The organism is Bacillus swezeyi, from assembly GCF_030908325.1.
GTDB classification, from domain to species: domain Bacteria; phylum Bacillota; class Bacilli; order Bacillales; family Bacillaceae; genus Bacillus; species Bacillus swezeyi.
The window spans coordinates 1150867-1176591 of record NZ_CP133085.1 but is presented as its reverse complement, the minus strand read 5'-3'; the positions used below and the strand labels follow the sequence as shown (position 1 = coordinate 1176591).

The window sequence follows — 25725 nt, the reverse complement described above, 5'->3', positions numbered from 1 at the left end:
TTGATTACATTTATAGGAGGGGCATATGACGAAACAATTGACGAGGGAACGTTTAATTCAGGCGGCCCTTGCTGTTTTTAAAGAAAAAGGATATACAGCTGCATCCACCAGAGAAATTGCCCAACAGGCAGGAGTCAATCATTTGACCCTTTTTAGACATTTTGGAAATAAAAGAAATTTATTTCGGGAAAGTGTTGTTCAGCATGTAACATCAGGCGATTTTATCGGCGGGCTTGAGGGAAGATTAACTGGAAATATTAAAGAGGATTTAACATTGATCGCCAAAGCTTATCTTGAAGAGAACCTGGAAAAGGACACTGTTTTCTGGATTTATTATGCTGAATCAGCACAAGATCCGGAGGTTTCCGAATTAATCATGGACATTCCCCACCGCTTACAACAGTTTTTAGCCGCTTATTTTGCAAAGCTTCATTCTCAAAAAAAGATTTCAGGCGGCAACTTTCAAGTTCTCAGCGGCATGTTTTTCGGTTTGCTCAATCAATACATCATGTTTCGTCATTTGCCGGCATTCCGGGAATCATTCACTGATCATATAGAAGACTTTGTTGATGAGTGCGTCGATTTATTTTTCTCAAAACTTAAAAAGGAAGTGCTGTCTTGATGAGCTGTCAACCTGTTTTGCACATCCCTTCCGCTTCCAAATGGGATGAAAATATCAATTTGAAGATATGCGGACTCAATCCGTTTGATATCGTTTACATCGTTGTTACAGTGAAAGATGAAGCCGATGTCACGTGGAGATCGCACGCCGTTTTTCAGGCTAATCAATCTGGAGAGGTTAATCCTGCAACAGCAATTCCATTAAAAGGAACCTATCAAGTTCAAGATCAAATGGGGCTATTCTGGTCAATGCAACCAGTTGGATCTTCCCGCTCCTTCCAGAAAAAATCGGTTCACCCTTCTGTGTATCGCATTGAAGTGAGGCAAAACGAACGGGTCATCTTGAGCAAGGAAATAAAACGATTGCTAGTCTCTGAAACGATAAAAAGGCAGGAAATAGAGGAAAATGGATTCTCCGGCGTCTTTTTTCGTCCTCTTACTGCCGACCGGCCGCCCGTCATCATTGTTTTAGGCGGATCTGACGGAGGTCTTGATGAAACAATAGCAGGTATGTTATCAAATTACGGTTATGCGACATTCGCAATTCCTTATTTTCAATACAAACAGCTTCCTAAAAAATTGGCTGAAATTCCGCTTGAGTATTTTCAAAAAGCAATCGCCTGGCTGCTTCGTCAAGAGGGGCTCGATCATGGCCAAATCGGAATATTCGGACGGTCAAAAGGCGGGGAATTAGCGCTTTTAATCGGTTCTCATTTTCCTGATATCCGTTTTGTCATTTCCCATGTAGGCGGCGGAATCGTCTTTCAAGGTGTCGGATTGAAAAAACTTCGCCAGACATCTTCTTGGAGTCTGGGCGGCGCACCGCTGGCCTTTGCCCCTCTCCCACTGTTCACGATTTCTCAGCTGTGGACGTTCATGAAACAAAAGATCACAAGGCAGCCTCAATCTTTTCTTGAGCTTTATCAAAAAGCATTACATAACATAAAGGACGATCATCCTTCTATTATTAAAGCAGAAAATATAAAGGGCCCCGTCTTTTTAACTTCAAGTACAGATGATTTGGTTTGGCCTTCGGCATTCATGAGCGAAAAAGTCGTTGAACGCCTGAAAGTGAACGGCTTTCCCCATTCTGTTCAGCATCTATGCTTTGAAAATGCCGGCCACAATATCAGACCTCCGTATTTTCCAACCGCTGCACGTCAAAGCGGAACGGTTGTATATGGAGGGGAAACTGCCGCGGATGCTCTCGCTTCCCAGACATTTTGGCGGGAATTGCTTTTGTTTTTGGAAAAAACGGCTTTATGCTGGCAAAATCAAAAAACACCCCTGTAAGATCGTAATGATCAATTACGACTCAAGGGATGTTTTTTTGTCTCATTCAACAGCCAGAAGCTGTTTCTTGTTCGCATTTTTTATGACAGCTCCTTGAGCTGCGTTTCAAGACCCTTAATACTGTCATTCAAAGCCTCTGTCATTTTCGCCAGCTTTTCTTTTGACGAATATTGAGCGAAATCTTCCGGATTGAGGGGCTCGCCGATGATCAGCTTCATTTTGCCTTTCTTGAAAAGCTCTTTTCCGTTGGACGGGCCGCTGTATGCAGCCGGTACAAGCGGCGCTTTTCCCATCTGCGCGATCGTGACCGCTCCCCTTTTTAAAGGAACATCTTCAGATGATCTCGTTCCGCTCGGAAAAATGCCGACAATCTTTCCTTCTTTCAGCAATTTGATCGGGGTTTTGATGCTGCTTGGCCCCGGATTTTCTCTGTCGACCGGAAAAGCGTTGATGCTCGAAAGGAAAGAACCGCTTAATTTATTTTCAAAAAGCTCTTTTTTCGCCATGTAATGAATTTCATTAGGCAAAATGCCGACACCTAATGTGACTACATCCACCCATCCGGAATGTGTACACGCAATAACGAAGCCTGTGTCTTTAGGAAGATTCTCCTTATTGTATACTTTAATTCCGCCGCGTAAAGAAAGAATCGCTTTTGCAGCATTAGCTGTAAATTTATACATATGGCACTTCCTTTATTGTTGTAATCGAATGAGGTTTCCCTTTTCCATTATAACAACTTTTTTTATTACCTGGTACTAAAAATTGTTCTTTCATCAAAAAACCGAGGAATACTCCCTGCTTCAGATTGTTGACAAAATCCTAAAAGGTCTTGAGAATTAGAATAAAAAAACAGGAGTGAAGCTAATGTCTAAAATCAGTCTGATGACAACAATTTTTTAAAATACGCAAAGCATTTAAGCGCCTTTGCCAATCTTAGGTAATGATGAATCTGTTTATGAGTGTATTTTATTTAAAGATGCAGAAGAAACAAGGAGTTTGGAAAACCTCATTACAACCTGAACAAACGGGGGAGCAAAAGTTAAAAAAATTTCAATGACATATTTCAAAAACAGAATAGAGCGATTTAATATATGGTAATGATGATGAAAGGTCTTGAACGGTTTTTATTAGGAGGCGTCTCATTGTTTCTTATACTCCCGTTGATGTAATCTTCCGCACACCATTGTCATCTTTCCTATCCTTCGACATCCCTTCATAAGAAACTCGATCCGCAATATTTAGGTTTGATATTCTATTGCCAAAGCCTTCATCCTCCTTCACCTATACGACTTTGTTTTTTCCTTGTCCGCTAGATAGGTTCAGTTTTGCATGAAAATTAGTTTTTTTGAACAGGTTCAGTTATTATATAGGATAGATGATTTTTAAGGGTAAGAAATTGGAGGAAAAAACAGCCGTGGACATATTGAGTGCAACTTCAAACCTTTCTTATGCGTTTATAACATAGAGGGGAGAAAAGGCAGTGACTATCGATGAAATTTACCAATTGTATATGAATGATGTTTACAGGTTCCTGCTCTCCATGACAAAAGATAAACATCTTGCAGAGGATTTGCTTCAGGAAACCTTTATGAGAGCTTATATACACATCCACTCTTACGACCACAGCAAAGTGAAGCCATGGCTTTTTCAGGTGGCGCGGAATGCGTTTATCGATTATGTCAGAAAGCATAAAAAGGAAGTCACGATTTCTGACGATATGATCGGAAGCCTGTTTCAAACCGCGGTCCAAAGCCCGGCCCACCAGGTCGAGATTAAGGAAGTGTTAACGTTATATATGAATCAGCTTCCCGATAACTACCGGGAAGCGCTTACGCTTTATTATTTAAAAGAGCTGAATTACAAAGAAGCGTCAAGCTTGATGAATATCTCAGAGGCTAATTTTAAAAGTGTTCTATTTCGCGCCAGACAGCGGCTGAAAGCACTTTACAACAGAGGTGTTAACGATGAATGAAGATTTTAAAAAACGTTGGGAACAATATAAAAACGGCGAACTTTCCGAATCGGAAATGATCAAGGTTGAAGAGGAGCTTGAACAACTTGAAGAATATCAGGATATGCTTGATCAGGAAATGAAAGATGAAAACTGGGATCTCACACTCAGTCCTGAAAAACAAAAAGCGATTTTACGATATGGAAAAAACAAATCATATATGCGGATTTCAGCCCTTGCTGTCCTTTCTACGCTCATCATCCTGCCGCTTTGTACGCTCGGGAGCTATTTATACTACGGCCTGGGCGGACATGAAAGCAAAGGAAACACACTGGTGCAGACCGCTTCAATGACCGTAGCCGTCACCAAGCCGAATATTCAAGTGGATACTGATTCACTCGTGAATAAAGTGCAGCTATTCGGAATCAAGACCCAATTTCCGCTAAAAAAACAGATCGGCAATGTGACGAAAGTGGTTGGGAATGAAGAAGTGGAAATGTTTTTTGACCAGCTGAAGTCCCCTCAGGTTCACCAATATAACCAGGAGCTGTCACAGGAAGAACGGTATTTTGTCTATCCAGGGGGCATAAAAGAAAAATCGGTTTCCAAAGCCAAATCAATCTTAAAACAATTGCCTGACGGGACTGTTGCCGAAGCTTTCCTTTCATTTGAGAGAGCCTATCCGACAAGGGAACTCTATGAGAAATTAAAAGGATACGATATTCGTGTTCTTTGGAATGCGATAGAAACCGAAAACGATTTAAAAGAGCATCCGTACGCTGAACCGATCGGTTATCCTGGAAAGGATTCCAACCGCATTTTCGAATTTCAGCACCCTGCTCAGAATGACAATGAACAGTTCAAAGCCGCGCTGTCATATATGATCAAACACAATGACTGGGCTGAAACCATATCAGGAAGAAAAGACTTAAAACTCGCCAAACGGCTTGATTACGTTGAGAAAAACGGTGTAAACGTGTATGGAGCGGTCATTACCGGCCCTTCAAAAGAAATTGAAAACCTGATTGAAAAAGGGCCTGTCAAAGCAGCTAAAGTAGGTGAGGTGGAATTATGGAATTGGTAAGAATCTTTAAAGAACATAATGTATTTGGCTGGGTATCTGTCGCGACAGCGATCCTTTCCCTCTTCATCTTAAATTTGGCGATTATAAGCGATACCTTCGCTTTTTCCTATAAAATGCTTCCTTTTGCAATGGCCGCCATACCGCTCGGCATCATCGAGCTCTTCATCAAAAAAGGACGGACAGGACTAGGATTCCTCGGCGTCGTGCTCAATATTTTCATTCTCATCTGCGTCTGGACCATTGTGTCTATCGATGCGAATTTGCAGCTTGGATTTTGATGTAAGGTCCAGATAGACAGGAGACACAGACTAAGGGCGGGCATCGGAGGCGGCTTTCATCCGCCGCCCCTCATATTTATGAACGCCGGCCGGGTACAGCTGGATTTGCTTTCGAAGATTTTGATTTCCTTAGAAATGACGCTTTCTCCAATTTTCGAAAAGCATTTCATTGATAGAATGCCCCTATAAGAATTATTGGTTGCTTTTACAGATTCGAATTAGTAATATGAAGCTATGAAATGACCTCTTTCGTGAGTCAAATTCTTCTTTGAATCATGAAAGAAACATCATACTCGTACGATCAACACATGTGAAATGTATTTCTTCTTTAAGAAATGCATAAAATAAAAAAGACCCGACTGCGCCAACAGTCGAGTCGTGTGTACAAAGCGGCCCAGCAAGGGGCTGGCTCAAACGCAATCTGGAAATAGACTCTCCCTTTAAACTTTTGCGGTGCTCAAGGGAAGTCTATTTTTCTTTTTTAGACAACACGGCAATTAACATGCCAAAAGCAATCATTAAAGAGATTGTTTCGTATGTTGTCATAAGCATCCCCCCCCCTTTCATAGGGGGGGTTGAATGAGCCGAAACTTTATACAATGAATATTTTACCATAACACTCTCTAACATTGAGAGTGTTTTCTCATTCCCAAGACAAAATGCCGAGGCTAAAGGATAAAATGATGAATCGCCTCCGAAGCTTGGTCAGCTTCATGTGGGAGGCGACTTTTTAATGCTGCCCAAAAGTCTTTCTTATGGCCTTTTGGGACAGCCCCTTTATTTGAGATGCTTGCGATATAAATAGCTCGCTTTTTCATAACCCATTTTTTCCTCGTAAAATCTGTGTGCCTCGCGTCGCTGTGTTCCTGATGAAAGTGCGACAGTCCGGCAGCCGTGCTGTTTTGCCCACTCTTCAACAGCCGAGAGCAGCTTTTTTCCATAGCCTTTTGACCGATGTTTTTCACACGTCACCAAATCGTCTACCCACACATGGACTCCTTGATTCAAGGTTACTCTCTGCACAAACCCGGCCAAGGAAACGGGAACAGCATCATCGTATAATGCCAACATCCTATAATTTTCGGTTTTCTTCGCTTTGTCTGCGAGCTCTAAAAACGCCTCTTCATCCAGATGGGGCCGCAGCTGTTTCATGACCGGGTACACTTCCCTTAGCTCTGTTTCAGATTGGATTTCCTTTTGATAAAGCAACAGCATCATTCCTTTCTGATTGATGAATTTACTTTAACTCGAAATCTGGCATGAATAAAATAGTCAGTTTTGCTAAAATAAAGAATGCCAGTTATGTTATATGTTGAAAGGTATGGTGCTATGGATATAACGCCTTTTTTAAACCGCGAACATGATGAACCGCTTTATCAGCAGCTCTATATGTTTTTTAAAAACAAAATTCATAGCGGCCATATACAGCCCGGTACAAAACTGCCTTCCAAACGGGCGCTCTCCAAGCATTTAAATGTCAGCCAGACAACCGTCGAACACGCATATGAACAGCTCACAGCCGAAGGCTACCTGATCAGCAAACCGAGAAAGGGCTGGTATGCGGCTGAAACGGACGGAGACTTTAACGACCATCCAGCGCCGCCCCTTTTTAACACAGAGGCGGAAACATCACCGTCTTTAGAAGATGTCATTGATTTTCATCACGGGCATGTCGATCTCCATTCTTTCCCGGTCTCCTCCTGGAAAAAAACAATCGCAAAAACGGTCGATGCATCAGACTTCGAGCTTTTTCAGAGCGGGCCGCCGGCCGGAGACCTTTTCTTGCGAAAGATGATAGCTGTCTATCTCAGAGAATCGCGCGGTGTCAAGTGTACGCCGGAGCAAATTATCGTAGGCGCAGGCACACCCGTTGTGCTGCAGCTTTTGTGCCAGCTGTTTCCTAAAGGAACTGCAGTCGGGTATGAAAATCCGGGATTTTACCGTTCAAAAATCGTCTTAAAAGCGGGCGGGCTTCGAGTGATGCCCATTGCGGTTGATGAAAGCGGAATTTGTGTCAATGAACTTCAGCAATACAGGCCAAAACTAGCATATGTCACACCGTCCCACCAGTTTCCGCTCGGCATGGTCATGCCGGTCGGCCGCAGATTGAAGCTGCTTGACTGGGCGAAGTCTCATGGCGCTTATATTATTGAAGATGACTATGACGGCGAATTTCGTTATGCAGGACAGCCGATTCCTTCCCTTCAGGGGCTTGATCAAAACAATCGCGTCATCTATTTGGGGACTTTTTCAAAATCGCTGATCCCCTCTTTAAGGGTCAGCTATATGGTCCTTCCCCTCCCATTGGCTGAAAGAGGACAAGAGCTCTGTTCATTATATAAACAAACGGTTTCCCGTCATGTGCAGCAGGCTGTCGCTCAATTTATGAAAAGCGGCGAATACCAAAGGCATATCAACCGAATGAGGACGCTTTACCGAAAAAAACGAAAAACGCTGCTTGAGGCCGTCAAGCGGGAATTAGGAAATGATGCCGCAACCAAAGGAGAAAATGCCGGCCTTCACATCATTCTTGAAACAAACGGCATTCAAAGTGAAGATTGGCTGGTTTCGAAGGCGCTTGAAGAAGGTGTCAAAGTCTACCCTGCATCTGTCTCATATGATACACCGCCGCAAACGACGGCCGTGCTCCTCGGGTTTGGGGGACTTTCTGAAGAAGCTATCACAGCCGGAATCAAAAAGCTGAAAAAAGCGTGGCTTCGCCCATAAAATACCCTGCAGAATCGGGCACAAAAAGTCGGATAGTGATATTCCGCTCCTGCTATTCTGTAAATAAAGGAGGTCATCTCATGGATTTGCTGAAGAACATGAATGAAGCGCTGAAGTACATCGAAAACAATCTGACTGCCGATATTGACTTTAAAAAATTGGCAAAGCTGGCTTTTTGCTCTGAATATCATTTTAAAAGGATGTTTTCCTTTCTTGCAGGCATTTCTCTGTCAGAATACATCCGTCGCAGGCGGCTGACCCTTGCGGCATTTGAGCTGAAAGACACCAGCGCAAAGGTGATTGATGTTGCGGTGAAATACGGCTATCAGTCCCCGGATGCTTTCACAAGGGCATTTCAAAAACTGCACGGGATTACGCCGACAGAAGCCAGAAACAGTGTGCACACGCTTAAAGCATATCCGCCGATGACCTTCCAGCTAACAATTAAAGGAGGAAGCGAAATGAACTACCGAATTGAAGAAAAGAAGGCCTTTCGCATAGTCGGCATAAATAAAAGGGTTCCTGTTATTTTTCACGGAATCCATCCGGAAATCGCCTCGATGTGGAAATCGTTAAACAGTGAGATGATTGACAGCCTGAAGAAACTTTCTAATGTGGAGCCTTCAGGAATCATTCAAGCATCCGCGAATTTTTCAGAAGGCCGGATGGAAGAAGAAGGAGAGCTTGACCATTATATCGGCGCAGCTACAACAAAGGAATGTCCTGAACCCTTCACACAGCTTGAAGTGCCTGCCTTGACATGGGCAGTATTCGAAGCGGCAGGACCGTTTCCTGATACACTGCAAAATGTGTGGGGACGCATTTATTCTGAATGGTTTCCATCCTCTCACTATGAACAAATGGAAGGGCCGGAAATCCTCTGGAATGAGCATAAAGATATTTCCTCACCAATGTTCAAAAGCGAAATATGGATCCCTGTTAAAAAAAGGAGCTGAGCTGTTTACAGCTCTTTTTTTAATCCCAATATTCGATCGCTACGTTTGAATATTCGTCCTCGCTTAGAACAAATCCAAATTTAAATGTCTCTGAAACGACAGACAAATCATCGTGCATGCCCAACATGAGCTTGTTCATCATTTTTTTACATTCTCGTAAAGGGATGATGATGGCAATTGGATGCTTAAGATAAAGCCGCTGGCCTCTAAAGTAAAAACCCAATGTAGAAGGATAAAATAGAACTCTTTCCTGTTCGTATTTCTTATCGTAATCAAATATGAAGTCAATCTTTGACTTGAGCGTTTTTTCATCGTATGGAAATGTTAAAGTTTTGATTTCATCAGTTTTAATACGGGCATAAATGTTCTGATGCACTTCCTCGGCTAGTTGATAATCGGCATATTCTTTATCCGAAATATCTATACCGTGATATTGCTTCAAATCATATATAAGCTGTATCTTTGCTTGTTTTCTATTATTTTCTTTCAGCAGCTTCCCGAGCCTGCTTTTTCTATCATTCACCATGTAACCACCCTGCTTTTAAAAAAGATATGGAAGAAGGGAATTGGCCAAGACCCTTTTCCATATCTTTTTCCATTTACGTCTACCCTGTTATGGCATCCGCCGGCACAACGTGTGCTTTTAAAAAGTCAATATATCCATCAACTGCATCTACCGTCGTGTAAGGAGACACACTGTAAAATTTCTGAACGTAGAGCGGTACGGGCGACTGGCTGTCGAAAGGATAAACATACCTCTGCTTTTTCGTACTGCCAAAGTACGTCTGATTGCGGAACCTCCCCAACGCTTCTGCAATTGTCTCATTATGCCTGTTAATTTCCCGAACCTCTTCTTCAGTAATGTTTCCGCTTATCTCATCGTGATAGCGAACATTGCGGGGATAAAACCGGAAAGTCGTAACAGGCGCTGCCTCATTGGTCACTGCCGCATTCGGAAAGGCTGCTGTCAGCTTTTTGCGAAACGCCAGATTGACCCTGATGTAATTCGCCAAGATCTGCTGATAGCCTTGGATGCCGAAGGCAAGCAATGAGGCATAAATCGGAATACTGCTTCCCATTCTTGAGCATTCAAGCGTATAGCTTGTATGATAGCTGCCAAAACCCCTGTTTCCAACATAAGGGGTCTCATCAGGGTCCAAGTCAACCGCTTTAAAATCCTCTCTGTTTTTGACTAAAAAAAGGCTTGTCGTATACGGCGTTTGGCCGAGTTTATGAAAATCAAAGACAAGGCTGTCCGCAAGCTTTAGATGCTGAAAATGAGACTTATAGCGGGAAAGCGTCTCAAGCACGTCATCTTCAAGCCGGAGCGGATTTTCTGCAAAATCATATCCGTTAAAAAAGCTGTACATTCCGCCCATCGCTGTATCGGCATGGATATATATGCGAGGCAAACCGTATGCGGCCTCTATTTCTTCTGTCAACTGCTTGATGCCCGCCAGATCATCAATCCCGAATGTATCTGTCGTGCCAAGCGTTGCCAAAACATATACCGGAAGTCCGCCGTTTTCAATGACAGCCGTCATTTTTTCCCGCAAGTCGAACAGATCCATTGAATGATCGCGATTCGCTTTTACCCGGATCAAATGGTCCGTTCCTATACCTGAGGCTTCCATCGATTTATAGAGGCTGAAATGCGACAGCTCAGAACAAAACGCGTACAAATGATTTGGCGTTCCTTTTTGATTCGCTTCAGGACAGGCATTTGCAATCGCGAGCCTAAGCGACTGAAAAACGGCTCCCTGTCCTCCCCACGTCGTAAATCCCGCGCTTTTTTGCCTGTCATAGCCGACGATGTCTGACAGCATGCTGGTGATTTGCACCTCTGTTTTGGCCGCCGCCGTACCATCGACATCCCATAAATTATTTCCATTCAAAAGAACCATCAAAAGGTTTCCTGCAATGCTGGCATTGTTCGGCAGCGGAGTCGCATTCGCAACATACTGCCGATTCAGAAAGCGATGCCCCTCCAGCAATTTCAACAGCTCTTCAACACTCTTTTTTGTTCCGAGCCCTTTTTCAGGCAAAACGGCCGCATCAATTATACTTTGGTAATAATCAGACGAAATCTCTGATTCAGGGCCAAGCGTCAGCCGGCTCGGATCTTTCAGCTCATCCATCCCGGCCAGCACGGTTTCAAGCAGTGCAAGCAGTTCAAACCGCGCCTCATGCCCCCCATCCTCACTCGGAAACATGTTTTGAAAGTGTTGCATCATATTCTCCCATCTCCTGATCAGTTAAAGTGAAAATACTCCGATTAAGTTTAAAAAGACGAGCACAATCGCAAGCGGGACTAGAAAGCGGAGCAGGTAAAACCACACGAGAAAAAATCCTCTCCCCGCCTTTGACCCGCTTTTCATCTCCTCAAATAAATCATGCTTGGACAATTTCAGCGGAATGAAAATGGAAATGAAAAGCGCCCCCAGCGGCATGAGCACATTGCTGACAATGTAATCCGCCGCATCAAAAAACGTCTTATTGAAAATGAACGGCTGATCAAGCACTCCATAAGACAAGCATGAGGGAACGCCCGCGGCAAAAATCAAAAGCCCGATTGTCCATGTCCATTTTCCCCTTTTTGTTTGATCTCCTTTCGTGATGGCCGCCACGATAATTTCAATCATCGAAAAAGCGGATGTCAGTGCGGCGAATAAAAAAGCCGCCAAAAAACCGATAAAAAACAAAATCCCGAACGGAAGCTGATCAAACACAGCTGGCAAGACCGCAAACAATAAAGTCGGACCTTCATCTGGCTTCAGTCCGAATGAAAAGACAGCCGGAAAAATCGCCAAACCGGCGAGCAGCGCAACGGCAAGGTTCATGATGACGATCGACATCGCCGACTTTGGCAGGTTTTGAGATTTTGATAAATAAGAGCTGTATGTCACCATCACAGATACGCCGAGTGTCAAAGTGAAAAAAGCTTGTCCGAGCGCAAAAAGGATCGCCCTGGGCGTCAAACCCGCAAAATCAGGAACAAGCAGGAAGCGAACACCGTCCATCGCATGATCAAGAGTCAAAGCCCTCAACACAAGAGCGATAAATAAAATAAATAATAGCGGCATCATGACCGAACTGACCCGTTCGATTCCTTTTTGTACACCTTTGGCAACGACGATGATCGTCATCATAATAAACGCGAGCTGGGCTGCCAACGTTTGCAGCGGGTCTTGTATGATGGAACCAAAAAGCGCTCCATACTCCGCTTGTGAAAGGCCTGACAAAGAACCTGTGACGGCTTTGATGATATAAAGCAAGATCCAGCCGCCGATGACACTGTAAAAGGATAAAACAAGAAAACACGCGGCGATCCCGATCCAGCCTGTTATCACCCAAGGCGAGCCTGGCGCCATTTTTTGATAGGTGCCGATAGCATCAGATTGGCTTTTTCGGCCTAATATAAATTCCCCGAGAAGCAGGGGGTACCCCAAAAGTATCGTAAAAAGAACAAACACAAGGAAGAATGCGCCTCCCCCGCTTGTTCCCGCCACATAAGGGAACTTCCATATCGCTCCCAGACCGATGGCAGACCCTGCGGCAGCAAGCACAAATCCTATTTTGGATGTCCATTTTGCTGATATTGTGCGGTCGCTCATTCATACACTTCCTTTCTATATCTTTTTCTATTATCTCTTACTCGATAGCTTTTTTTAAAGTGATCTTGTAAATTCTTATTTTTCGGAATAAATAAACAGAAAAAAACCGGCTTCCTCAATGGTCAGCCGGTTTATCATTATGTTGTGATAAATCTTCCGCCGTTGATATGGATCGTCTGTCCCGTCATATAAGACGAATCGTCTGAAGCGAGAAGGACATAAACTGCGGCGTGTTCTGAAGGCTGTCCAGGCCTTCCCATCGGCGTATCTGTTCCGTGCTGCTCCGTCTTTTCCGGAGAGAATGTAGACGGAATCAGCGGCGTCCAAATGGGCCCCGGCGCAACCGCGTTTACGCGGATCCCTTTCTTGACTAGAGATGCCGCCATTGAACGGGTAAACGCGACGATTGCTCCCTTTGTGCTTGAATAGTCGATCAGAGCGGGGCTTCCTTCATATGCCGTAATCGAAGCCGTGTTAATGATCGTGCTCCCTTCGCGCAAATGCGGGAGCGCGGCTTTTGTCATGTGGAACATCGAAAAAATATTCGTTCTGAACGTTTTTTCCAGCTGTTCTGTCGAAATATCCTCTATTCCTTTCTGAGGATGCTGCTCAGCGGCGTTGTTAACGAGAATGTCGAGTCTGCCAAAGTGATCCGCCGTCTTTTGAACAGATGTTTTACATTGTGTTTCATCTCCGACATCCCCAGGAATCAAGAGGCATTCAACACCTTCCTGTTCAATCCGAGCTTTCGTTTCTTTGGCATCTTCATGCTCATCCAGATACATGATCGCAACGTTTGCGCCTTCTTTCGCATAAGCAATGGCGGCGGCTCTGCCGATTCCGCTGTCTCCGCCGGTAATAAGAGCGGTTTTTCCTTTTAATTTGCCGCTTCCTTGATAATCCCGATCCTCTCTCAGCGGAAGGGGCTCCATCTTATGTTCTGCCCCTGGCTGTCTATCTTGTTTTTGGGCTTTCTGTCCTTCAGTCTGTCTGTTCGCCGGATTCATCTGACTCACCTCTGTTCACATGGTTTAGTGGTCAGTTACCACATTTGTGCCGGCGCTAAACGCATGAACAGGTGATGCGGGTTTATTGATCAGAAAGCGGAATTCGAATGAGCCGATCGTCGTTTTTCTGCTTTGTACCTCTTCCGTCGCCGTTGTTTGTGATGAAATAAAGATCGTCGCCAATGATGTGAATGTCCCTGATCCTCCCAAATCCGCCTAGCCATTTTTCAGCTTTGGCTGCAGCAGGATCAACCTGGTAAATGGCTTCTCCCCTCAATCCCGCCATATAGAGAATGCTTCCTTTCGCCACCATGCCTGACGGAGCCCATGTTTTTTCTCCTGAATGGATGAGCGGCGCTTTCATTCCTTTTTTCGTTTCGCCGCCTTCAATCACCGGCCATCCATAGTTTGCACCAGGCTCAATTTGATTCACTTCGTCATGGCCTGTCTGACCATGCTCCGAGCTGTAAAGCTTTGTGTCGATCCATGCCAGCCCCTGCGGGTTTCGGTGTCCGTAGCTGTATACATACGATGCTTTGAAAGGATTGTCGGCCGGCACTGAACCGTCCAGCTCCATTCTTAATATCGTCCCTGCCATTTTTTCTGGCTGCTGTGCCCATTCTCTCTCACCCGCATCACCTGTGGTGATATAAAGCTTTTGATCAGGACCGATGGCGAGCCGGCCGCCGTTATGAATGGTGCCGCCTGGCAGACCGGCAAGCAGCTCATCCGCTTCAGTCCAAGTCAGATGATCGAGCGTCAATTTTGCGATTCGGTTTTTTATGTCGGGCCCGTCTTGATATGTATGATACACATAAGCTTCCTGATTGTTTTGAAAATCGGGGTGAAGCGCAAACCCGAGGAGCCCGCCTTCCCCTTCCTGATGAACCGGCTTTTTGAGCTGCAGCTGCATGCGTTCCTTTTTCCCGTCTGTTACGGACGTGATCTTGCCGTTTCGTTCTGTGATGTAGAATGTCCTGCCGTTATAAACGATATTCCAGGGTACATCAAGCCGGTCTGCAATGACTTCTGCCCCGCTCCCTCCTTCTCCCGATGTCATGGCATCTTGATCTTTTTCATGACTTTGGTCAGCTGAACACGCGGTCAAAACGATGAACATCATCAAAAACAGGAATAACCTTTTCAATCGTCTCCCCCCAGAATGTTTTCTGCTGTTTACATTCAAGAACACCAGCCCATTTCCCTACTGAAAACTTGCAGTTTTTCAGCAAATTAAAAAAACACGCTCTTCTATTCAGAAGGCGTGCGCTTTCATTACTGAGAGACCATCTCTCCGATATATTTGGCCGACGGCCTGAAAATCATGTTATCGCCAGCCTGCTCCAACACATGGGCGCACCAGCCGACCATTCTGGCTGCCGAAAATGTAGGCGTAAACAATGAGGCGTCAAAATCGATCGCTTTCATGACGGCCGCTGCATAAAACTCGACATTGGTATAAAGCTTCCGGCCGGGCTTATATTCTTCCAATAGACGGATCGCCGTGTTCTCAACGTGAAGAGCCAGATCAATATCCCGATCGTCTCCGGCAATTTCTTCAGCTTTAATCCGCAAAGCCTTCGCCCTCGGATCGTGCGTTTTATACACACGATGTCCAAATCCCATCAGTCTCTCGCCTTTTTCAAGCTTTGCTCTTAAATAGCTTTCAGCACGGCATTTTTCTCCGATGTCCTCAAGCATTCCAGTCACCGCCGACGGTGCTCCGCCATGCAGAGGCCCTTTCATCGTGCCTAGTGCGGACGTGACGGCTGAGACAAGATCGGATTCAGTAGACACCGTGACCCTTGCCGAGAAGGTTGACGCGTTCATGCCGTGTTCCATGGCGAGAATCATGTACGTTTCAAGTGCTTTCATTTGCGCTTCGGTCGGACGCTTTCCTTTCAGCATATAAAAATAGTTTTCTACAAAGCCAAGCTCAGAAAGCGGCTGTACAGGCTCCTTTCCATCCATCAGACGTTTTCTGAAGGCGATGATCGTTGGAGCGACCGCAATCAGCCGAACCGCTTCTGCCATTGTCGGACGGAATCTATACGTTTTATCTCCGAATGAAGAGATGACCGTGCGGAGTGCCGCCATATCGTCTAATGCACTAGGAAGGCTCGCAATCAGCTTTTCAGCCGATTCTGGCAGTACGCGAAATGAAGCAAGCATTTCCTTGAAAGTTTGAAGTTCATCTTCGTTTGGAAACACTCCGTTAAGTATCAAATAAGCAATTTCCTCAAATGTCGAAGCAAGCGCCAGCTGGTCTGCATTGTATCCTCTGTAAATCAGCTTTCCCTTTTCACCATCAATGCGGCTGATCGCTGTTTCAACACAAGTAATCCCTTTTAATCCGTGATATACCATGTGAATTCCTCCTTTGCCTTTGTCATTTTCATTATAATTGATATAATATTTAAAAAATATTGAATTATATTGATGTCTTTGATTAAAAAAATTAATCAGGAGGACCGCAATGGATTTTAAATGGCTTCATACCTTTGTCACTGCAGCAAAATACGAAAATTTCAGAAAAACAGCAGAAACCTTATTTATTTCCCAGCCGACTGTAACCGTTCAAATCAAACTGCTCGAGGAAGAGCTCGGATGCCAATTATTTACGCGGAAAGGAAGAAGCATCCATTTGACAAAAGAAGGGAGAGCCTACCTTCCTTTTGCCCTCCGTCTTCTGGAGGATTATGAATCCAGCATGACAGAGCTGCACAAAATCAGACAAGGCTATTCGCAAACTTTGAATCTGGCAGTCTCACCGCTTATCGCAGATACGATTCTGCCTTTCGTATTAAAAAAATATACAGCGCTTAACCCAAACTCGGAAATCAAAGTGAGGATCGCCGAATCGGCTGAAATTGCCCCCTTGATCTCGGCAGGCAATGCAGATATCGGATTAAGCTGCCTCAAAGTTCAATCGTCAAATCTGACCTGTCATTCAATGTACAGCGATCCCGTCATCTTGGTTGCGCCCCATGACGGCCGCGACTCAGAAAGCGCATCTCCGCTTGATGTCAAAGATTTGCTTGAAGAATATTTATTGTTGACCCACAACCATCCGGAGTATTGGGATGATTTGGTTCGACAGCTGAGAATCAAATTTCCGTTTGTGAGAACAATGCTCGTGTCCCAGACACATATTACGAAAAGATTTATTGCAGAAGGGCTCGGCATTTCATTTTTGCCGTTATCGACCGTGCGCCGCGAGCTGATGGAAAAAAGATTAATAGAGGTGCCGTGCGGGTTTATGAAGCTTCCCGTTGTAGGTGGGTATGCGGTCAGTTTAAAAGATAATGAGAAAGTACAGCACTTTTTAACATTCTTATCCCAGTTCCGTTTTTGAAACAGGAAAACCCGTTCAATCAAGAACGGGTTTTTCTAAAATAGCTTAGAAGCGTTTTGCGCCAAGGTAGCGCGGCTTCCAATAGCTGTTTGTCATATCGCTTGTTGTCACGCCGTCTGAGCCGGCATGAATGAATTTGTTATTTCCGATGTAAACGCCCATATGCGATGGTCCCGCCTGATAAGTGGTAAAGAAGACAAAGTCGCCGACAGCAGGGCTTGATACGCTGGTCATAGAATTCCAGTATCCGACTGTATTCGTTCTGGCTACATTTGTTTGCTTGTTTAAGAGATACCAGATAAAGCCGCTGCAGTCAAAGCCGGAAGTCGTCGTGCCTCCCCATTTGTAAGGTGTTCCGATAAGCGCTTGCGCATCTGAGATAAGCTTTGATGTATTCAGCTTTGAAGAGGTATTTGCCGATGAGCTGCTTGTCGTACTGGAACCAGTATTTGTAGATGCTGCTTTTACACTGCTTGTCCCCTTTACTTTCAGAACTTGTCCGATGCGAATTAAGTCTGTTTTTAAACCGTTCAGCTTTTTCAATTCATTGACAGTCATATTGTAGGACCGCGAAATTTTCCAAAGGCTGTCTCCTCTGACGACTTTGTACGTGGAAGAAGATGACTGCGATGCTTTAGAAGAAGTGCTGCTGCTTCCATTGATGGACAGCGTTTGTCCTATATAAATGATATCAGAAGTCAGCTTGTTTTCTTTTTTAATCTTACCGACGGTTGTTCCATATTTTTTGGAAAAACCCCATAATGTATCGCCTTTTTTCACCTTGACCGATTGTGCGGATGCCGCTCCCGCAAACAATGTAGTCCCCAAAACAATCGCTGTTGTTGCAGTTAAAACTTGTTTCTTCATGTTGTCCTCCCATAGGTAGATTTTTATCATCTTAAATGTAATAATCTCTCATATTTAGAAAAGAAACGGCTTCTTAAGCCTTCCTCTGTTTCTATTATAAGGAGGTAATTCCATTAGGAATAGTCTTGACTTCCTGCATCAGATTTCTTAGTTATTCGTTTCTAAAAAAAGTTTTTAAGGGTCTAAAATATTTCATTTGCATTTCAAAAGTAACTTAAATGCTACATAGTTACACTTTTCAAGTGTTAAAAAATTCAATTAATAGAAATAAAAATCCACTATCTCATTTACTATTTTTCTATTTATCAAAACTGGGCAAACAAGCTTCCTTTAACAATATAGACTGAATCCGATTTTTAATAGGAGATGGCCGGCACAAATGACAGTGGAAAGGCTCTTAAAACGATCTTTAATAACCGCTCACATACAGGCTGGACAACAGGCGGCCAAACTGGCGAAGAAGTGCCGGTATATGCGTATGGCCCAGGAAAAGAACAATTCACAGGTATTGGATCACATAGATCAGGCGAAAAAGAAAATAGGAGTGAACACTTGTAGCTGTATCAAAACCGGATTTTTTTAATAGCGGGAAGCAAAAAAAAAAGAGGGAGTTTCCCTCTTTTCATCTATAAATATCGTCGATGTACGGCCTTTCCGTCATACGAGAACATGACAGGCTTATCCTCAAGCACGGTTTCGACATGTACGCTTCTTCCCCACAGCTGCTGAAGGTAAGGAAGCACTTTTTCAAGATACTTTAAATCAAGTTCAATCCCTTCATACCAATGCTTGATGTAGAGTTCGTTATTTTTTAAATAATCTCCGTCCTCAACGGTCAGATAAGGGAATCCTCCGTTTACTCTCATGCTGACAAGCTGGTCGCGTACTGCTTCCCATTCCTTGTCAACGATTTTATAATCCCTTCCCTGTTTTTGAAACAGATAGAGATCCTCCCTCGCCACAAGATCCTTTGTCAAGTAATTGCGGATAAAGGAAATATCTGATTCAATTTCTCGCACTTCAAAGATTTTCTCTTTTCCCGAGTTTGGCTCAACCCCCATCTTCTTCATGTCATCGGTCGGATTGTTGTAGCGTTCTTCGATGTCTTCAAATATTTTTAATCCGAGATAATAAGGGTTGATCCCTGTTTTAGACGGCTGTACGACCCCTGCATTCAGCTTGGCAAATTCGATTGATTCACTGGAAGTCAGGTCGAGCTCGCGGATGATCCGCTGGTGCCAGTAGGATGCCCATCCTTCATTCATAATTTTGGTTTCAAGCTGCGGCCAGAAATACAGCATTTCCTCCCTCATCATAGTTAGAATGTCCCGCTGCCAAGGCTCAAGCTCTCTGGAATGCTCTTCAATAAAAAGCAAGATGTCTTTTTCCGGTCTCGGAGGGAACTTCTTCCTCCCCTTTTTCTTCTTCTGTTTCAGCTCTTTCTGATCGAGCTCCCACAGATCATCATAAGGACTTGATCCCGTTTCTGCTTCCTCTTCCTCCTCATCATCTATGCTCCAAGAAAGCTTCGGCCTCACCAATGAAGGATCAATATGTTCTTCAATCGCCAAAACCGCATCGAGAAATGATTCAACTTCCTTTGAACCGTGGATCGTCTCATAGTGTTTAATCCGTTCCGCCGTTGCCGCCATGCTTTCAACCATATCCCGTTTTGTATTTTGAAAGCGGCAGTTGTTTTTAAAGAAGTCGCAGTGAGCAAGCACGTGCGCGACAATCAGTTTATTTTGGATCAGTGAATTGCTGTCAAGCAAAAATGCATAGCAAGGATCAGAATTGATGACAAGCTCGTAAATTTTGCTCAGACCAAAATCGTAGTGAAGCTTCATTTTATGAAATTGTTTGCCAAAGCTCCAATGGCTGTATCTTGTCGGCATCCCGTATGCACCGAATGTATAAATAATCTCAGCCGGACAAATTTCATATCTCATCGGGTAAAAATCAAGGCCGAATCCTTTCGCGATGTCCGTAATTTCTTCAATCGCCCGCTGCAGTTCTTTTTGCTCCCGTACGCTCAATACTCAGATCCCCCCCGGTTGGACTTCTCTTTCATTGTATGAGCCGGGTCTTAAAAAGATGAAATTTTAAGGCAGCTGTCGATTGACAGCTGCCTTTTGATTAGTTTGCAATTTGCATATCAAGGGATGAAGCAAAGCTTTCATAGCGGATGTTTTCCATTGGAACACCCAGATTTTGCAGTCCTTCGATGACGCTCTTCATGAAAGAAAGCGGTCCGCAGATATAGAATGCGGCATCCGGATTTTTGACGGCCGTTTTGAGAATGTCATCGTTCAGACGGCCATTGATGACGTGTTCAGACGGTTCTCCGGAAGCTTGGCTGTAGATGAACAGCAGTCTGCCCTCTTGTTTCTCGCCAATCAGCTTTTCAACCTCTTCTTTGAAAGCATGGTGTTTTTCAGACTTCGCCGCATGAATGAATGTGATCTGCCGATCGTTTTCCTTAGCGGCCAGTGTTTTCGCCATACTCATGACAGGCGTAATTCCAGATCCGGCGCTGATGAAGTAAACCGGTTGATCCGTCTGTTCGGAAAGGGCGAAGTCTCCCGCAGGAGCGCTCACTTCGAGGCTGGCGCCGACTTCCATTGCTTCATGCAGATAGCTTGATACCCTTCCTTTCGGCTTGCCTTCTTCCGCTTCCAATTTAACTGAAATGCGGTAGTAATCTTTGTTCCAGGCATCTGATAAGCTGTACTGTCTTGTTAAAAAGTACTGTTCTCCAGGAATTTTAATCCGTACAGATACGTATTGGCCCGGGCTGAAAGGAGGCAGGTCTGTTCCGTCAGCCGGTTTTAAATAAAAGGAGGTGATCGTTTCAGATTCCACCCGCTTATCTAAGACGACAAAGGGTTTAAAGCCTTCCCAGTTTCCGTCCTGTTTTTTGTCTTCATCATACATTTGTTTTTCGATTTCAATAAACACGCGGGCAATCTCTTCATATGCCTCGGCCCAAGCTTGGAGAATTTCCTCTGTCGCTGCATCGCCGAGTACGATTTCAATCGCTTCCAAAAGGTGATGGCCGACGATAGGATAGTGCTCCGGTTTCACATTTAAGCTTTTATGCTTATGTCCGATTTGTGTGACAACCGGCAGAAGCGCCTCAAGGCGGTCGATATTCTCTGCCGCCTGCAGCACGGTATAAGCTAATGCTTTAGGCTGTCCTCCCGTTTGCTGGCGTGACATATTAAAAATGTTCTTTAATTCAGGGTGTGCGTTGAACATCCGTTTGTAAAAACAAGAAGTAATTTCTGTTCCTTTTTCCTTTAAAACAGGGGCGGTCGATTTGACAATTTGCATCGTTTTTTCAGATAGCATAATGGTTTGCTCCTCTCCAGCCACTTTTAAGAAGTATTTCAAATACATCTTTAAAAGTGCAAAACGGTCTTTTTTAAAATATGAATTGGTTTCTCTTGATTAAAGATGTATTTACTATACATCTTTATAGTAGTCCTTTATGAATATTAAAGCAATATCATAAATGAATATTTTATATTTTTGTAACAAATTCAGCTCCACCCTCATAAAAGGGAGAAAATGTGATAAGATAATGAAAACTTGTTTGATTGAGGTAATGCGATGAAATTAACAAATTATACGGATTACTCATTAAGAGTACTGATTTTTCTAGCATCCAAAAACTCAAACGAGCTTGTCAATATAAAAGACATCGCCGACACGTATTCCATCTCAAAAAACCACCTCATGAAGGTGATTTACGAGCTTGGCAAGCTTGGCTACGTTGAAACGATTCGGGGCCGCAACGGCGGGATTCGCCTCGGAAAAGCTCCTGAACTGATTAATATCGGTGAAGTCATAAGAAAAACAGAAGATGATTTTAACCTTGTCGAGTGTTTTAATGCAGAAAAAAACAACTGCATTCTGTCTCCCACATGCGGCTTAAAACACGTCTTAAACAAAGCCCTTTCCGCATATTTAGCAGTATTGGACCAGTATACTCTTCAGGATGTTATCTTTAATCAGGATCATATACGTAAATTATTGAGTTGACGAAGGAATCGTGTTCCTTCGTTTTTTTCTTTACAGAGGAAAAATTTGAACGCTGATGATCGCATGTGTTATCGGATGAAAATATACTTCTGCATGCGCCGAAAACGTTTGGCTTTCCTGATTGACGGTTACCCTGAAAACATCTTTCACCTGTTCATCATTGACTTCAGTACGGCCTACATATTCATAATCCTCCAGCTGGGCGCCTTTATATTTTTCTTCAAGCGCGCTCCAGGCGATTCTTTCCCATCTTTCGGCCGAATCGTGTTCTTCCCCCAGTGTATAGCTGTTTGCCGTGAATGCGGACAGCATAAGGATGCTGAAAAAAACCGCGTACGAAAGTTTCTTCATTTTTCACTCTCTCCGATTGTATTGTACATATGATTATCATGACCAGAAAGCTGGCGGTCATGCAGATATTTTTCGCTTTTTCCATATACAATCCTCATATTTCTAGGCTGTGAAATCAGGCAGACCAAGTTTTGCCCAGAGAAAAAAACAGGCCGCCACATAAAATAATCAAGACTCCTTAAAGAAAGAAGGGAGAATCGCGAATGAACTACGCTGATTATGATAAGGCTTTGTATTACACACATCGGTCTCAATGGGATAACCTGCTCATCTTAATGGTGCGTACGGAAGATGATTTACTGTCTAAACGAATTGAACATTTTTTGCACGCCTATAATTTTGAAAGAGACGACTCCATTGTTGAAAAAAGGCTCTATGATCTGCTTCAATATATTGATCATGCTTCATTTTCCGGACAAGAAAATGAAACCGGCGTGCTCGTCTTCACATAAAAAAAAGCCTGACGCTCTTTTAGCGTCAGGCTTTTGCTTGGCTCGCGTCCCGTCAGAAGGCGAGTCAAGCTTTTTGAAATGTTGCGAATAACAGAAGTTCTTCCATCACATTTTTAATATTCGCTTGCGCCTCTTCTATAACCGTTTTGTTTACCTCATCAATATGTATCGGATCGAGCACAAGCTGTTTTGTGATCACGTTCGCATATAGTCCGCGGGCTACGATGCGCATGTTGGCCAAAGCGTTCATCCCGCCTTTTCCTCCTCCTGCACACGCAAAAAGCGCTACCGGCTTTCCTGCAAACTGTTCATTGCTTAAAAAGTCGAGCGCATTTTTCAAAGCGCCGCTCATACCGCTGTGGTATTCTGGGGATAATAAAACGACAGCGTCAGCGTCTTTGACCGCTGCTTTCAGCTGTTGAACATTCTCTAATAAAAACTGCTCTTCTTCGCCGTTGAAAACCGGCAGGATGAATTCGCTTAAATCGATCAGATCAGCCTGATATCTATTGGCAATATAAGAAGCGGCTATTTTCGTTCTTCCTTTTTTTCTTGCGGTTCCGCTGATAACGGTGATCTTCATATCATCATCTCCTGGTATTTGAATTTATGTCATGTTTTACAGCAAAAAGCGCGGCTTGCGTGCGATCTGACAGTTCAAGCTTAGATAACAGATTGGATACGTGCGTTTTGACCGTTTTTTCGCTGATGAATAAAGAGGCTGCAATTTCTTTGTTGCTTTTGCCTTTAGCAATTTCAAATAAAACATCTTTTTCTCTATTTGTCAATTGATGTATTTTTTCTTTTTCATCAGTCTGAGCCATGTGTTGAAAGACGTGGGACATGATCTTCGGGTCCAATGTATGCCTGCCTCTGTGAACGGCCCGAATCGTTTCGACAAGCTCATCCGGCTCGGCGTCTTTCAGCTGATACGCTTCTGCGCCGGCTTGAATGGCGGGAATCACGTGCGCCTCGTCGGCATAGCTTGTCAATGCAATCACTTTAACCGACGGATATGCTTTTTTGATTTGCTTTGTCGCTTCAATTCCGTCCATTTCAGGCATCGACAAATCCATTAAAACGATATCTGCATCATTTTTATTTAAGGCTTCCAACGCTTCTGCGCCTGTCGATGCTTCTCCCACAACAGCCAGATCGCTTTTCGTCTTGAAAAAAAACAGCAGGCCTTTTCTGACAATGTGATGATCATCGGCAATGACGATTTTTATTTTCTCCATTTTGCCTCCCCCTTCTCCCTGCATGGCAGAACAACCCGGATTTTCGTCCCTTTATTCATGTCCGACTCGAGATGGAAGGTGCCTCCCGCCTTTTCTGTCCGTTCTTTCATTCCTTTTAAGCCAAGCGTCGGAATAGCTGAATCAGGATCGTATGAAAAGCCTTTTCCATCATCTTCGATTTCCAGAAAAGCAGATGACGGAGACACGCAGATGTTCACATGGATCAGCTCGGCTTCCGCATGTTTCTTACAATTGTTGAGCGCCTCCTGACTCAGACGCCAAAACAGCTCTTCCTCTGCTGGCGATAAGCGCAGAACACCGCTGAGCGTCATCTTCACATCAAGACCGAGGACTTCGGCATACTTTTCAAGGGCGGCCCCCAGTCCTTCTTCAAGGCCTTGGGGTCTGAGCTGCCAAATCAATGCCCTCATCTCAAGGAGTGCTTCGTGTGATAGGTCCTGGATAAACTCAAGCATTTCACAGACTTCGGGGTTATTTGTCATTTCGCCGGCAGCTTTTGCGGTCAGACTTAACGAAAAAATCATTTGGTTGACAGAATCATGCAAATCCTGTGCGAGCCTGTTCCTCTCCGTCAAAAGGACATTTTTTCGTTCTGTTTCAGCAAGCCTCATCCGTTTAATGGCTGTGCCGATTTGCAGGGCGACAGCCTCTAAAAGTGCCAGCTCTTCCCGGTTAAAGTGGATTTTGCCGGGAGCGGCGACATTCAGCAGGCCAAATCGTTTATTTTGATCTCTGAGCGGCACTGTTGCATGCTGGGTAATGCCTTCGGGATCTCCCCTGTTCATTTTAATGGCCTTATCAATTCTCTGGCAGTGGATCATATTTGTCGCTCTGTCCAAATTTTCGTCCCTGTATTGCTGAAGGCAATAACATCCTCCTTCACACAATAAGCGGCTGTCATCATAAGCGAGAGCTTCAGGTAAAAAAGCGGATGCAGCCAGTTCAAAACCGCCTTTCTCATCAATCAGAAAAAGCCATGCCGTCTTGAGTCCTGTCAAATGAAGAAGCTTCTTCAAGACAGCATCAAGCGTTTCCTTTACATAATTTCCTTCATTTAAGGTTTCCGCGATTTCTTTCAGCGTTTTTAGTTTTTCAAACCGGGTGTCTTCTCTCAAAAGCTTCATCCGCCCCTCATTCCAGATTCCAGCTTATTTTATTATACAAATGTTTCAAAAAAATGACGCCCTCCATAAGATCGGAAACGGCTCGCCGTATTAGATGAATTTTTCTCAGACTTTTGACTGAGAGCTGGTTCGAAAAGATCTTTGTTTCTTTTCCAAAACCTTTTCAAGGAGTACAAACTGATCCAAAAGCAAAACAACACGACCGGCAAGCCAAACAGAATCAAGCTCCCCCCATTCTCCCGGTCCATTAGGCAGACCTGTGAACGCACAATCGATGAACAGGACGGCCAAGGCCCGGATGATACTGCTGTACAGGATCTGCATACATTTTTGTCGATATGTTTTAACGTTGTCGATTTCCGAGTAGCCTAAACCGGCTGGACTTGCCGTATATTCTGAAAAACCGTTGTGCAAAACAGCGCTTCTGACCACAATATCCATCAACAAGAGAAAGGCGATGATCATCCCCGCTTAGCTGAAGAATTGAGTCATTTTTATTCATCCGCCGGCTTCAACCCATTCATCATTTTTCATCATCCACCCAAAATAAATCGTCCAAGGTTTTATCCAGAGCCTTTGCAATAGCAATGCAAAGCTGCAATGTCGGATTATATTTATTTTTTTCAATCAGTCCGATCGTCTGCCTCGTCACCCGAACCCGTTCTGCTAACTGGGCTTGTGTCCATGACTTTTCGATTCGGGCCAATTTGACTCGGTTCACCATTTGCTCACCCGCCGT

At 44.1% G+C, this 25725-nt stretch carries 28 protein-coding genes and 1 pseudogene; 11 read left to right on the top strand and 18 right to left on the bottom strand.

The features are described from left to right. Positions 1–25: 25 nt before the first annotated feature. Positions 26–622 carry a TetR/AcrR family transcriptional regulator gene (locus tag RBH91_RS05590; RefSeq protein ID WP_076761605.1) on the top strand — a complete coding sequence of 199 codons (597 nt, stop codon included), beginning with the start codon at positions 26–28 and terminating at the stop codon, positions 620–622. Then, a complete protein-coding gene (locus RBH91_RS05585) occupies positions 622–1914 on the top strand; it encodes an acyl-CoA thioester hydrolase/BAAT C-terminal domain-containing protein (protein ID WP_307893755.1) in 1293 nt (430 codons plus the stop codon). Before RBH91_RS05590 ends, RBH91_RS05585 begins: the two co-directional genes overlap by 1 nt. Positions 1915–1994: 80 nt before the next feature. On the opposite strand, the gene RBH91_RS05580 is transcribed toward RBH91_RS05585, so the two are convergent. Next, on the bottom strand, positions 1995–2597 hold the full coding sequence (locus RBH91_RS05580) for a lysophospholipid acyltransferase family protein (protein WP_076761602.1): 603 nt from the start codon (positions 2595–2597) through the stop codon (positions 1995–1997). An 800-nt stretch (positions 2598–3397) separates the two neighbouring features. Here RBH91_RS05580 and sigM point away from each other — a divergent pair. Genes sigM through RBH91_RS05565 form a run of 3 tightly spaced genes read left to right on the top strand, consistent with a single transcriptional unit; the run spans position 3398 to position 5230 of the window. Then, positions 3398–3889, top strand: a complete 492-nt coding sequence (sigM, locus tag RBH91_RS05575) for an RNA polymerase sigma factor SigM (RefSeq protein ID WP_307893754.1) — start codon at positions 3398–3400, stop codon at positions 3887–3889. Then, positions 3882–4952 (top strand): anti-sigma factor, encoded by a 1071-nt coding sequence (locus tag RBH91_RS05570; protein WP_307893753.1) that lies wholly within the window; start codon positions 3882–3884, stop codon positions 4950–4952. Before sigM ends, RBH91_RS05570 begins: the two co-directional genes overlap by 8 nt. Next, on the top strand, positions 4940–5230 hold the full coding sequence (locus tag RBH91_RS05565) for an anti-sigma factor (protein ID WP_148956210.1): 291 nt from the start codon (positions 4940–4942) through the stop codon (positions 5228–5230). Before RBH91_RS05570 ends, RBH91_RS05565 begins: the two co-directional genes overlap by 13 nt. 468 nt (positions 5231–5698) lie before the next feature. On the opposite strand, the gene RBH91_RS05560 is transcribed toward RBH91_RS05565, so the two are convergent. Continuing rightward, positions 5699–5776: a putative holin-like toxin gene (locus RBH91_RS05560; RefSeq protein WP_125921372.1), complete on the bottom strand. Its 78-nt coding sequence runs from the start codon at positions 5774–5776 to the stop codon at positions 5699–5701. Positions 5777–6007: 231 nt separating this feature from the next. Then, complete coding sequence (locus tag RBH91_RS05555; protein ID WP_307893752.1) at positions 6008–6445, bottom strand: GNAT family N-acetyltransferase; 438 nt, start codon at positions 6443–6445, stop codon at positions 6008–6010. 114 nt (positions 6446–6559) lie between these two features. Between RBH91_RS05555 and pdxR the strand changes: the two genes are divergently transcribed. Together pdxR and RBH91_RS05545 are read left to right on the top strand one after the other, a co-directional pair. Beyond that, positions 6560–7957: a MocR-like pyridoxine biosynthesis transcription factor PdxR gene (gene pdxR, locus RBH91_RS05550; RefSeq protein WP_307894675.1), complete on the top strand. Its 1398-nt coding sequence runs from the start codon at positions 6560–6562 to the stop codon at positions 7955–7957. Between the two features lie 80 nt (positions 7958–8037). Beyond that, complete coding sequence (locus RBH91_RS05545; protein WP_307893751.1) at positions 8038–8913, top strand: AraC family transcriptional regulator; 876 nt, start codon at positions 8038–8040, stop codon at positions 8911–8913. A 19-nt stretch (positions 8914–8932) separates the two neighbouring features. Here the strand turns inward: RBH91_RS05545 and RBH91_RS05540 are convergent, their stop codons facing one another. The 6 genes from RBH91_RS05540 to RBH91_RS05515 form a co-directional block, all read right to left on the bottom strand. Further along, on the bottom strand, positions 8933–9436 hold the full coding sequence (locus RBH91_RS05540) for a hypothetical protein (RefSeq protein ID WP_307893750.1): 504 nt from the start codon (positions 9434–9436) through the stop codon (positions 8933–8935). Between the two features lie 82 nt (positions 9437–9518). Continuing rightward, positions 9519–11147, bottom strand: a complete 1629-nt coding sequence (locus RBH91_RS05535) for a pyridoxal phosphate-dependent decarboxylase family protein (RefSeq protein WP_307893749.1) — start codon at positions 11145–11147, stop codon at positions 9519–9521. A 21-nt stretch (positions 11148–11168) separates the two neighbouring features. Further along, a complete protein-coding gene (locus RBH91_RS05530; protein WP_076761587.1) occupies positions 11169–12527 on the bottom strand; it encodes a sodium-dependent transporter in 1359 nt (452 codons plus the stop codon). Between the two features lie 137 nt (positions 12528–12664). Then, the gene (locus RBH91_RS05525; protein ID WP_307893748.1) at positions 12665–13534 is read right to left on the bottom strand and encodes an SDR family oxidoreductase; all 870 of its coding nucleotides are present in this window, start codon (positions 13532–13534) and stop codon (positions 12665–12667) included. 82 nt (positions 13535–13616) lie between these two features. Beyond that, positions 13617–14681 (bottom strand): PQQ-dependent sugar dehydrogenase, encoded by a 1065-nt coding sequence (locus tag RBH91_RS05520; protein WP_307893747.1) that lies wholly within the window; start codon positions 14679–14681, stop codon positions 13617–13619. Positions 14682–14809: 128 nt separating this feature from the next. After that, positions 14810–15901, bottom strand: a complete 1092-nt coding sequence (locus tag RBH91_RS05515; protein WP_307893746.1) for a citrate synthase/methylcitrate synthase — start codon at positions 15899–15901, stop codon at positions 14810–14812. A gap of 109 nt (positions 15902–16010) precedes the next feature. On the opposite strand from RBH91_RS05515, the gene RBH91_RS05510 reads away from it, so the two are divergent. After that, the gene (locus RBH91_RS05510) at positions 16011–16889 is read left to right on the top strand and encodes a transcriptional regulator CitR (RefSeq protein WP_307893745.1); all 879 of its coding nucleotides are present in this window, start codon (positions 16011–16013) and stop codon (positions 16887–16889) included. A 45-nt stretch (positions 16890–16934) separates the two neighbouring features. Here RBH91_RS05510 and RBH91_RS05505 read toward each other — a convergent pair whose 3' ends face one another. Next, positions 16935–17756 carry a C40 family peptidase gene (locus RBH91_RS05505; RefSeq protein ID WP_076761577.1) on the bottom strand — a complete coding sequence of 274 codons (822 nt, stop codon included), beginning with the start codon at positions 17754–17756 and terminating at the stop codon, positions 16935–16937. A gap of 399 nt (positions 17757–18155) precedes the next feature. Here RBH91_RS05505 and RBH91_RS05500 point away from each other — a divergent pair. After that, positions 18156–18314, top strand: a pseudogene (locus RBH91_RS05500) (alkaline phosphatase); the annotation flags it as partial. Positions 18315–18382: 68 nt separating this feature from the next. Here RBH91_RS05500 and RBH91_RS05495 read toward each other — a convergent pair. Both RBH91_RS05495 and hmpA read right to left on the bottom strand, forming a co-directional pair. Further along, entirely contained in the window at positions 18383–19792 is a 1410-nt protein-coding gene (locus RBH91_RS05495; protein WP_307893744.1) for a SpoVR family protein, read from the bottom strand. A gap of 100 nt (positions 19793–19892) precedes the next feature. Further along, on the bottom strand, positions 19893–21107 hold the full coding sequence (hmpA, locus tag RBH91_RS05490; protein WP_307893743.1) for an NO-inducible flavohemoprotein: 1215 nt from the start codon (positions 21105–21107) through the stop codon (positions 19893–19895). Positions 21108–21368: 261 nt separating this feature from the next. On the opposite strand from hmpA, the gene nsrR reads away from it, so the two are divergent. Beyond that, complete coding sequence (nsrR, locus tag RBH91_RS05485; RefSeq protein WP_076761571.1) at positions 21369–21800, top strand: nitric oxide-sensing transcriptional repressor NsrR; 432 nt, start codon at positions 21369–21371, stop codon at positions 21798–21800. A gap of 30 nt (positions 21801–21830) precedes the next feature. Here the strand turns inward: nsrR and RBH91_RS05480 are convergent, their stop codons facing one another. Further along, positions 21831–22151: a YqzG/YhdC family protein gene (locus RBH91_RS05480; RefSeq protein ID WP_307893742.1), complete on the bottom strand. Its 321-nt coding sequence runs from the start codon at positions 22149–22151 to the stop codon at positions 21831–21833. Positions 22152–22354: 203 nt separating this feature from the next. On the opposite strand from RBH91_RS05480, the gene RBH91_RS05475 reads away from it, so the two are divergent. Next, entirely contained in the window at positions 22355–22603 is a 249-nt protein-coding gene (locus tag RBH91_RS05475) for a YhdB family protein (protein ID WP_076761567.1), read from the top strand. Between the two features lie 64 nt (positions 22604–22667). Here the strand turns inward: RBH91_RS05475 and RBH91_RS05470 are convergent, their stop codons facing one another. From RBH91_RS05470 to RBH91_RS05450, 5 genes are all read right to left on the bottom strand, one after another. Beyond that, positions 22668–23186 (bottom strand): NADPH-dependent FMN reductase, encoded by a 519-nt coding sequence (locus RBH91_RS05470; protein ID WP_307893741.1) that lies wholly within the window; start codon positions 23184–23186, stop codon positions 22668–22670. Between the two features lie 4 nt (positions 23187–23190). After that, complete coding sequence (locus RBH91_RS05465; RefSeq protein WP_307893740.1) at positions 23191–23841, bottom strand: response regulator transcription factor; 651 nt, start codon at positions 23839–23841, stop codon at positions 23191–23193. After that, positions 23829–24977, bottom strand: a complete 1149-nt coding sequence (locus RBH91_RS05460; protein WP_307894673.1) for a GAF domain-containing sensor histidine kinase — start codon at positions 24975–24977, stop codon at positions 23829–23831. Before RBH91_RS05460 ends, RBH91_RS05465 begins: the two co-directional genes overlap by 13 nt. Positions 24978–25091: 114 nt before the next feature. After that, positions 25092–25451 carry a hypothetical protein gene (locus RBH91_RS05455; protein ID WP_307893739.1) on the bottom strand — a complete coding sequence of 120 codons (360 nt, stop codon included), beginning with the start codon at positions 25449–25451 and terminating at the stop codon, positions 25092–25094. Positions 25452–25509: 58 nt separating this feature from the next. Continuing rightward, positions 25510–25710, bottom strand: a complete 201-nt coding sequence (locus tag RBH91_RS05450) for a helix-turn-helix transcriptional regulator (protein WP_076761558.1) — start codon at positions 25708–25710, stop codon at positions 25510–25512. Positions 25711–25725 lie beyond the last annotated feature (15 nt).

Coding starts and splice junctions, on each gene's coding strand:
- hmpA (WP_307893743.1), bottom strand. CDS start 21,107: ATGCTATCTGAAAAAACGATGCAAATTGTCAAATCGACCGCCCCTGTT.
- RBH91_RS05515 (WP_307893746.1), bottom strand. CDS start 15,901: ATGGTATATCACGGATTAAAAGGGATTACTTGTGTTGAAACAGCGATC.
- RBH91_RS05535 (WP_307893749.1), bottom strand. CDS start 11,147: ATGATGCAACACTTTCAAAACATGTTTCCGAGTGAGGATGGGGGGCAT.
- RBH91_RS05505 (WP_076761577.1), bottom strand. CDS start 17,756: ATGAAGAAACAAGTTTTAACTGCAACAACAGCGATTGTTTTGGGGACT.
- RBH91_RS05450 (WP_076761558.1), bottom strand. CDS start 25,710: ATGGTGAACCGAGTCAAATTGGCCCGAATCGAAAAGTCATGGACACAA.
- RBH91_RS05530 (WP_076761587.1), bottom strand. CDS start 12,527: ATGAGCGACCGCACAATATCAGCAAAATGGACATCCAAAATAGGATTT.
- RBH91_RS05590 (WP_076761605.1), top strand. CDS start 26: ATGACGAAACAATTGACGAGGGAACGTTTAATTCAGGCGGCCCTTGCT.
- RBH91_RS05455 (WP_307893739.1), bottom strand. CDS start 25,451: ATGATCATCGCCTTTCTCTTGTTGATGGATATTGTGGTCAGAAGCGCT.
- pdxR (WP_307894675.1), top strand. CDS start 6,560: ATGGATATAACGCCTTTTTTAAACCGCGAACATGATGAACCGCTTTAT.
- RBH91_RS05565 (WP_148956210.1), top strand. CDS start 4,940: ATGGAATTGGTAAGAATCTTTAAAGAACATAATGTATTTGGCTGGGTA.
- RBH91_RS05465 (WP_307893740.1), bottom strand. CDS start 23,841: ATGGAGAAAATAAAAATCGTCATTGCCGATGATCATCACATTGTCAGA.
- RBH91_RS05580 (WP_076761602.1), bottom strand. CDS start 2,597: ATGTATAAATTTACAGCTAATGCTGCAAAAGCGATTCTTTCTTTACGC.
- RBH91_RS05510 (WP_307893745.1), top strand. CDS start 16,011: ATGGATTTTAAATGGCTTCATACCTTTGTCACTGCAGCAAAATACGAA.
- RBH91_RS05545 (WP_307893751.1), top strand. CDS start 8,038: ATGGATTTGCTGAAGAACATGAATGAAGCGCTGAAGTACATCGAAAAC.
- RBH91_RS05570 (WP_307893753.1), top strand. CDS start 3,882: ATGAATGAAGATTTTAAAAAACGTTGGGAACAATATAAAAACGGCGAA.
- RBH91_RS05585 (WP_307893755.1), top strand. CDS start 622: ATGAGCTGTCAACCTGTTTTGCACATCCCTTCCGCTTCCAAATGGGAT.
- RBH91_RS05475 (WP_076761567.1), top strand. CDS start 22,355: ATGAACTACGCTGATTATGATAAGGCTTTGTATTACACACATCGGTCT.
- RBH91_RS05560 (WP_125921372.1), bottom strand. CDS start 5,776: ATGACAACATACGAAACAATCTCTTTAATGATTGCTTTTGGCATGTTA.
- RBH91_RS05480 (WP_307893742.1), bottom strand. CDS start 22,151: ATGAAGAAACTTTCGTACGCGGTTTTTTTCAGCATCCTTATGCTGTCC.
- RBH91_RS05470 (WP_307893741.1), bottom strand. CDS start 23,186: ATGAAGATCACCGTTATCAGCGGAACCGCAAGAAAAAAAGGAAGAACG.
- RBH91_RS05525 (WP_307893748.1), bottom strand. CDS start 13,534: ATGAATCCGGCGAACAGACAGACTGAAGGACAGAAAGCCCAAAAACAA.
- RBH91_RS05555 (WP_307893752.1), bottom strand. CDS start 6,445: ATGCTGTTGCTTTATCAAAAGGAAATCCAATCTGAAACAGAGCTAAGG.
- nsrR (WP_076761571.1), top strand. CDS start 21,369: ATGAAATTAACAAATTATACGGATTACTCATTAAGAGTACTGATTTTT.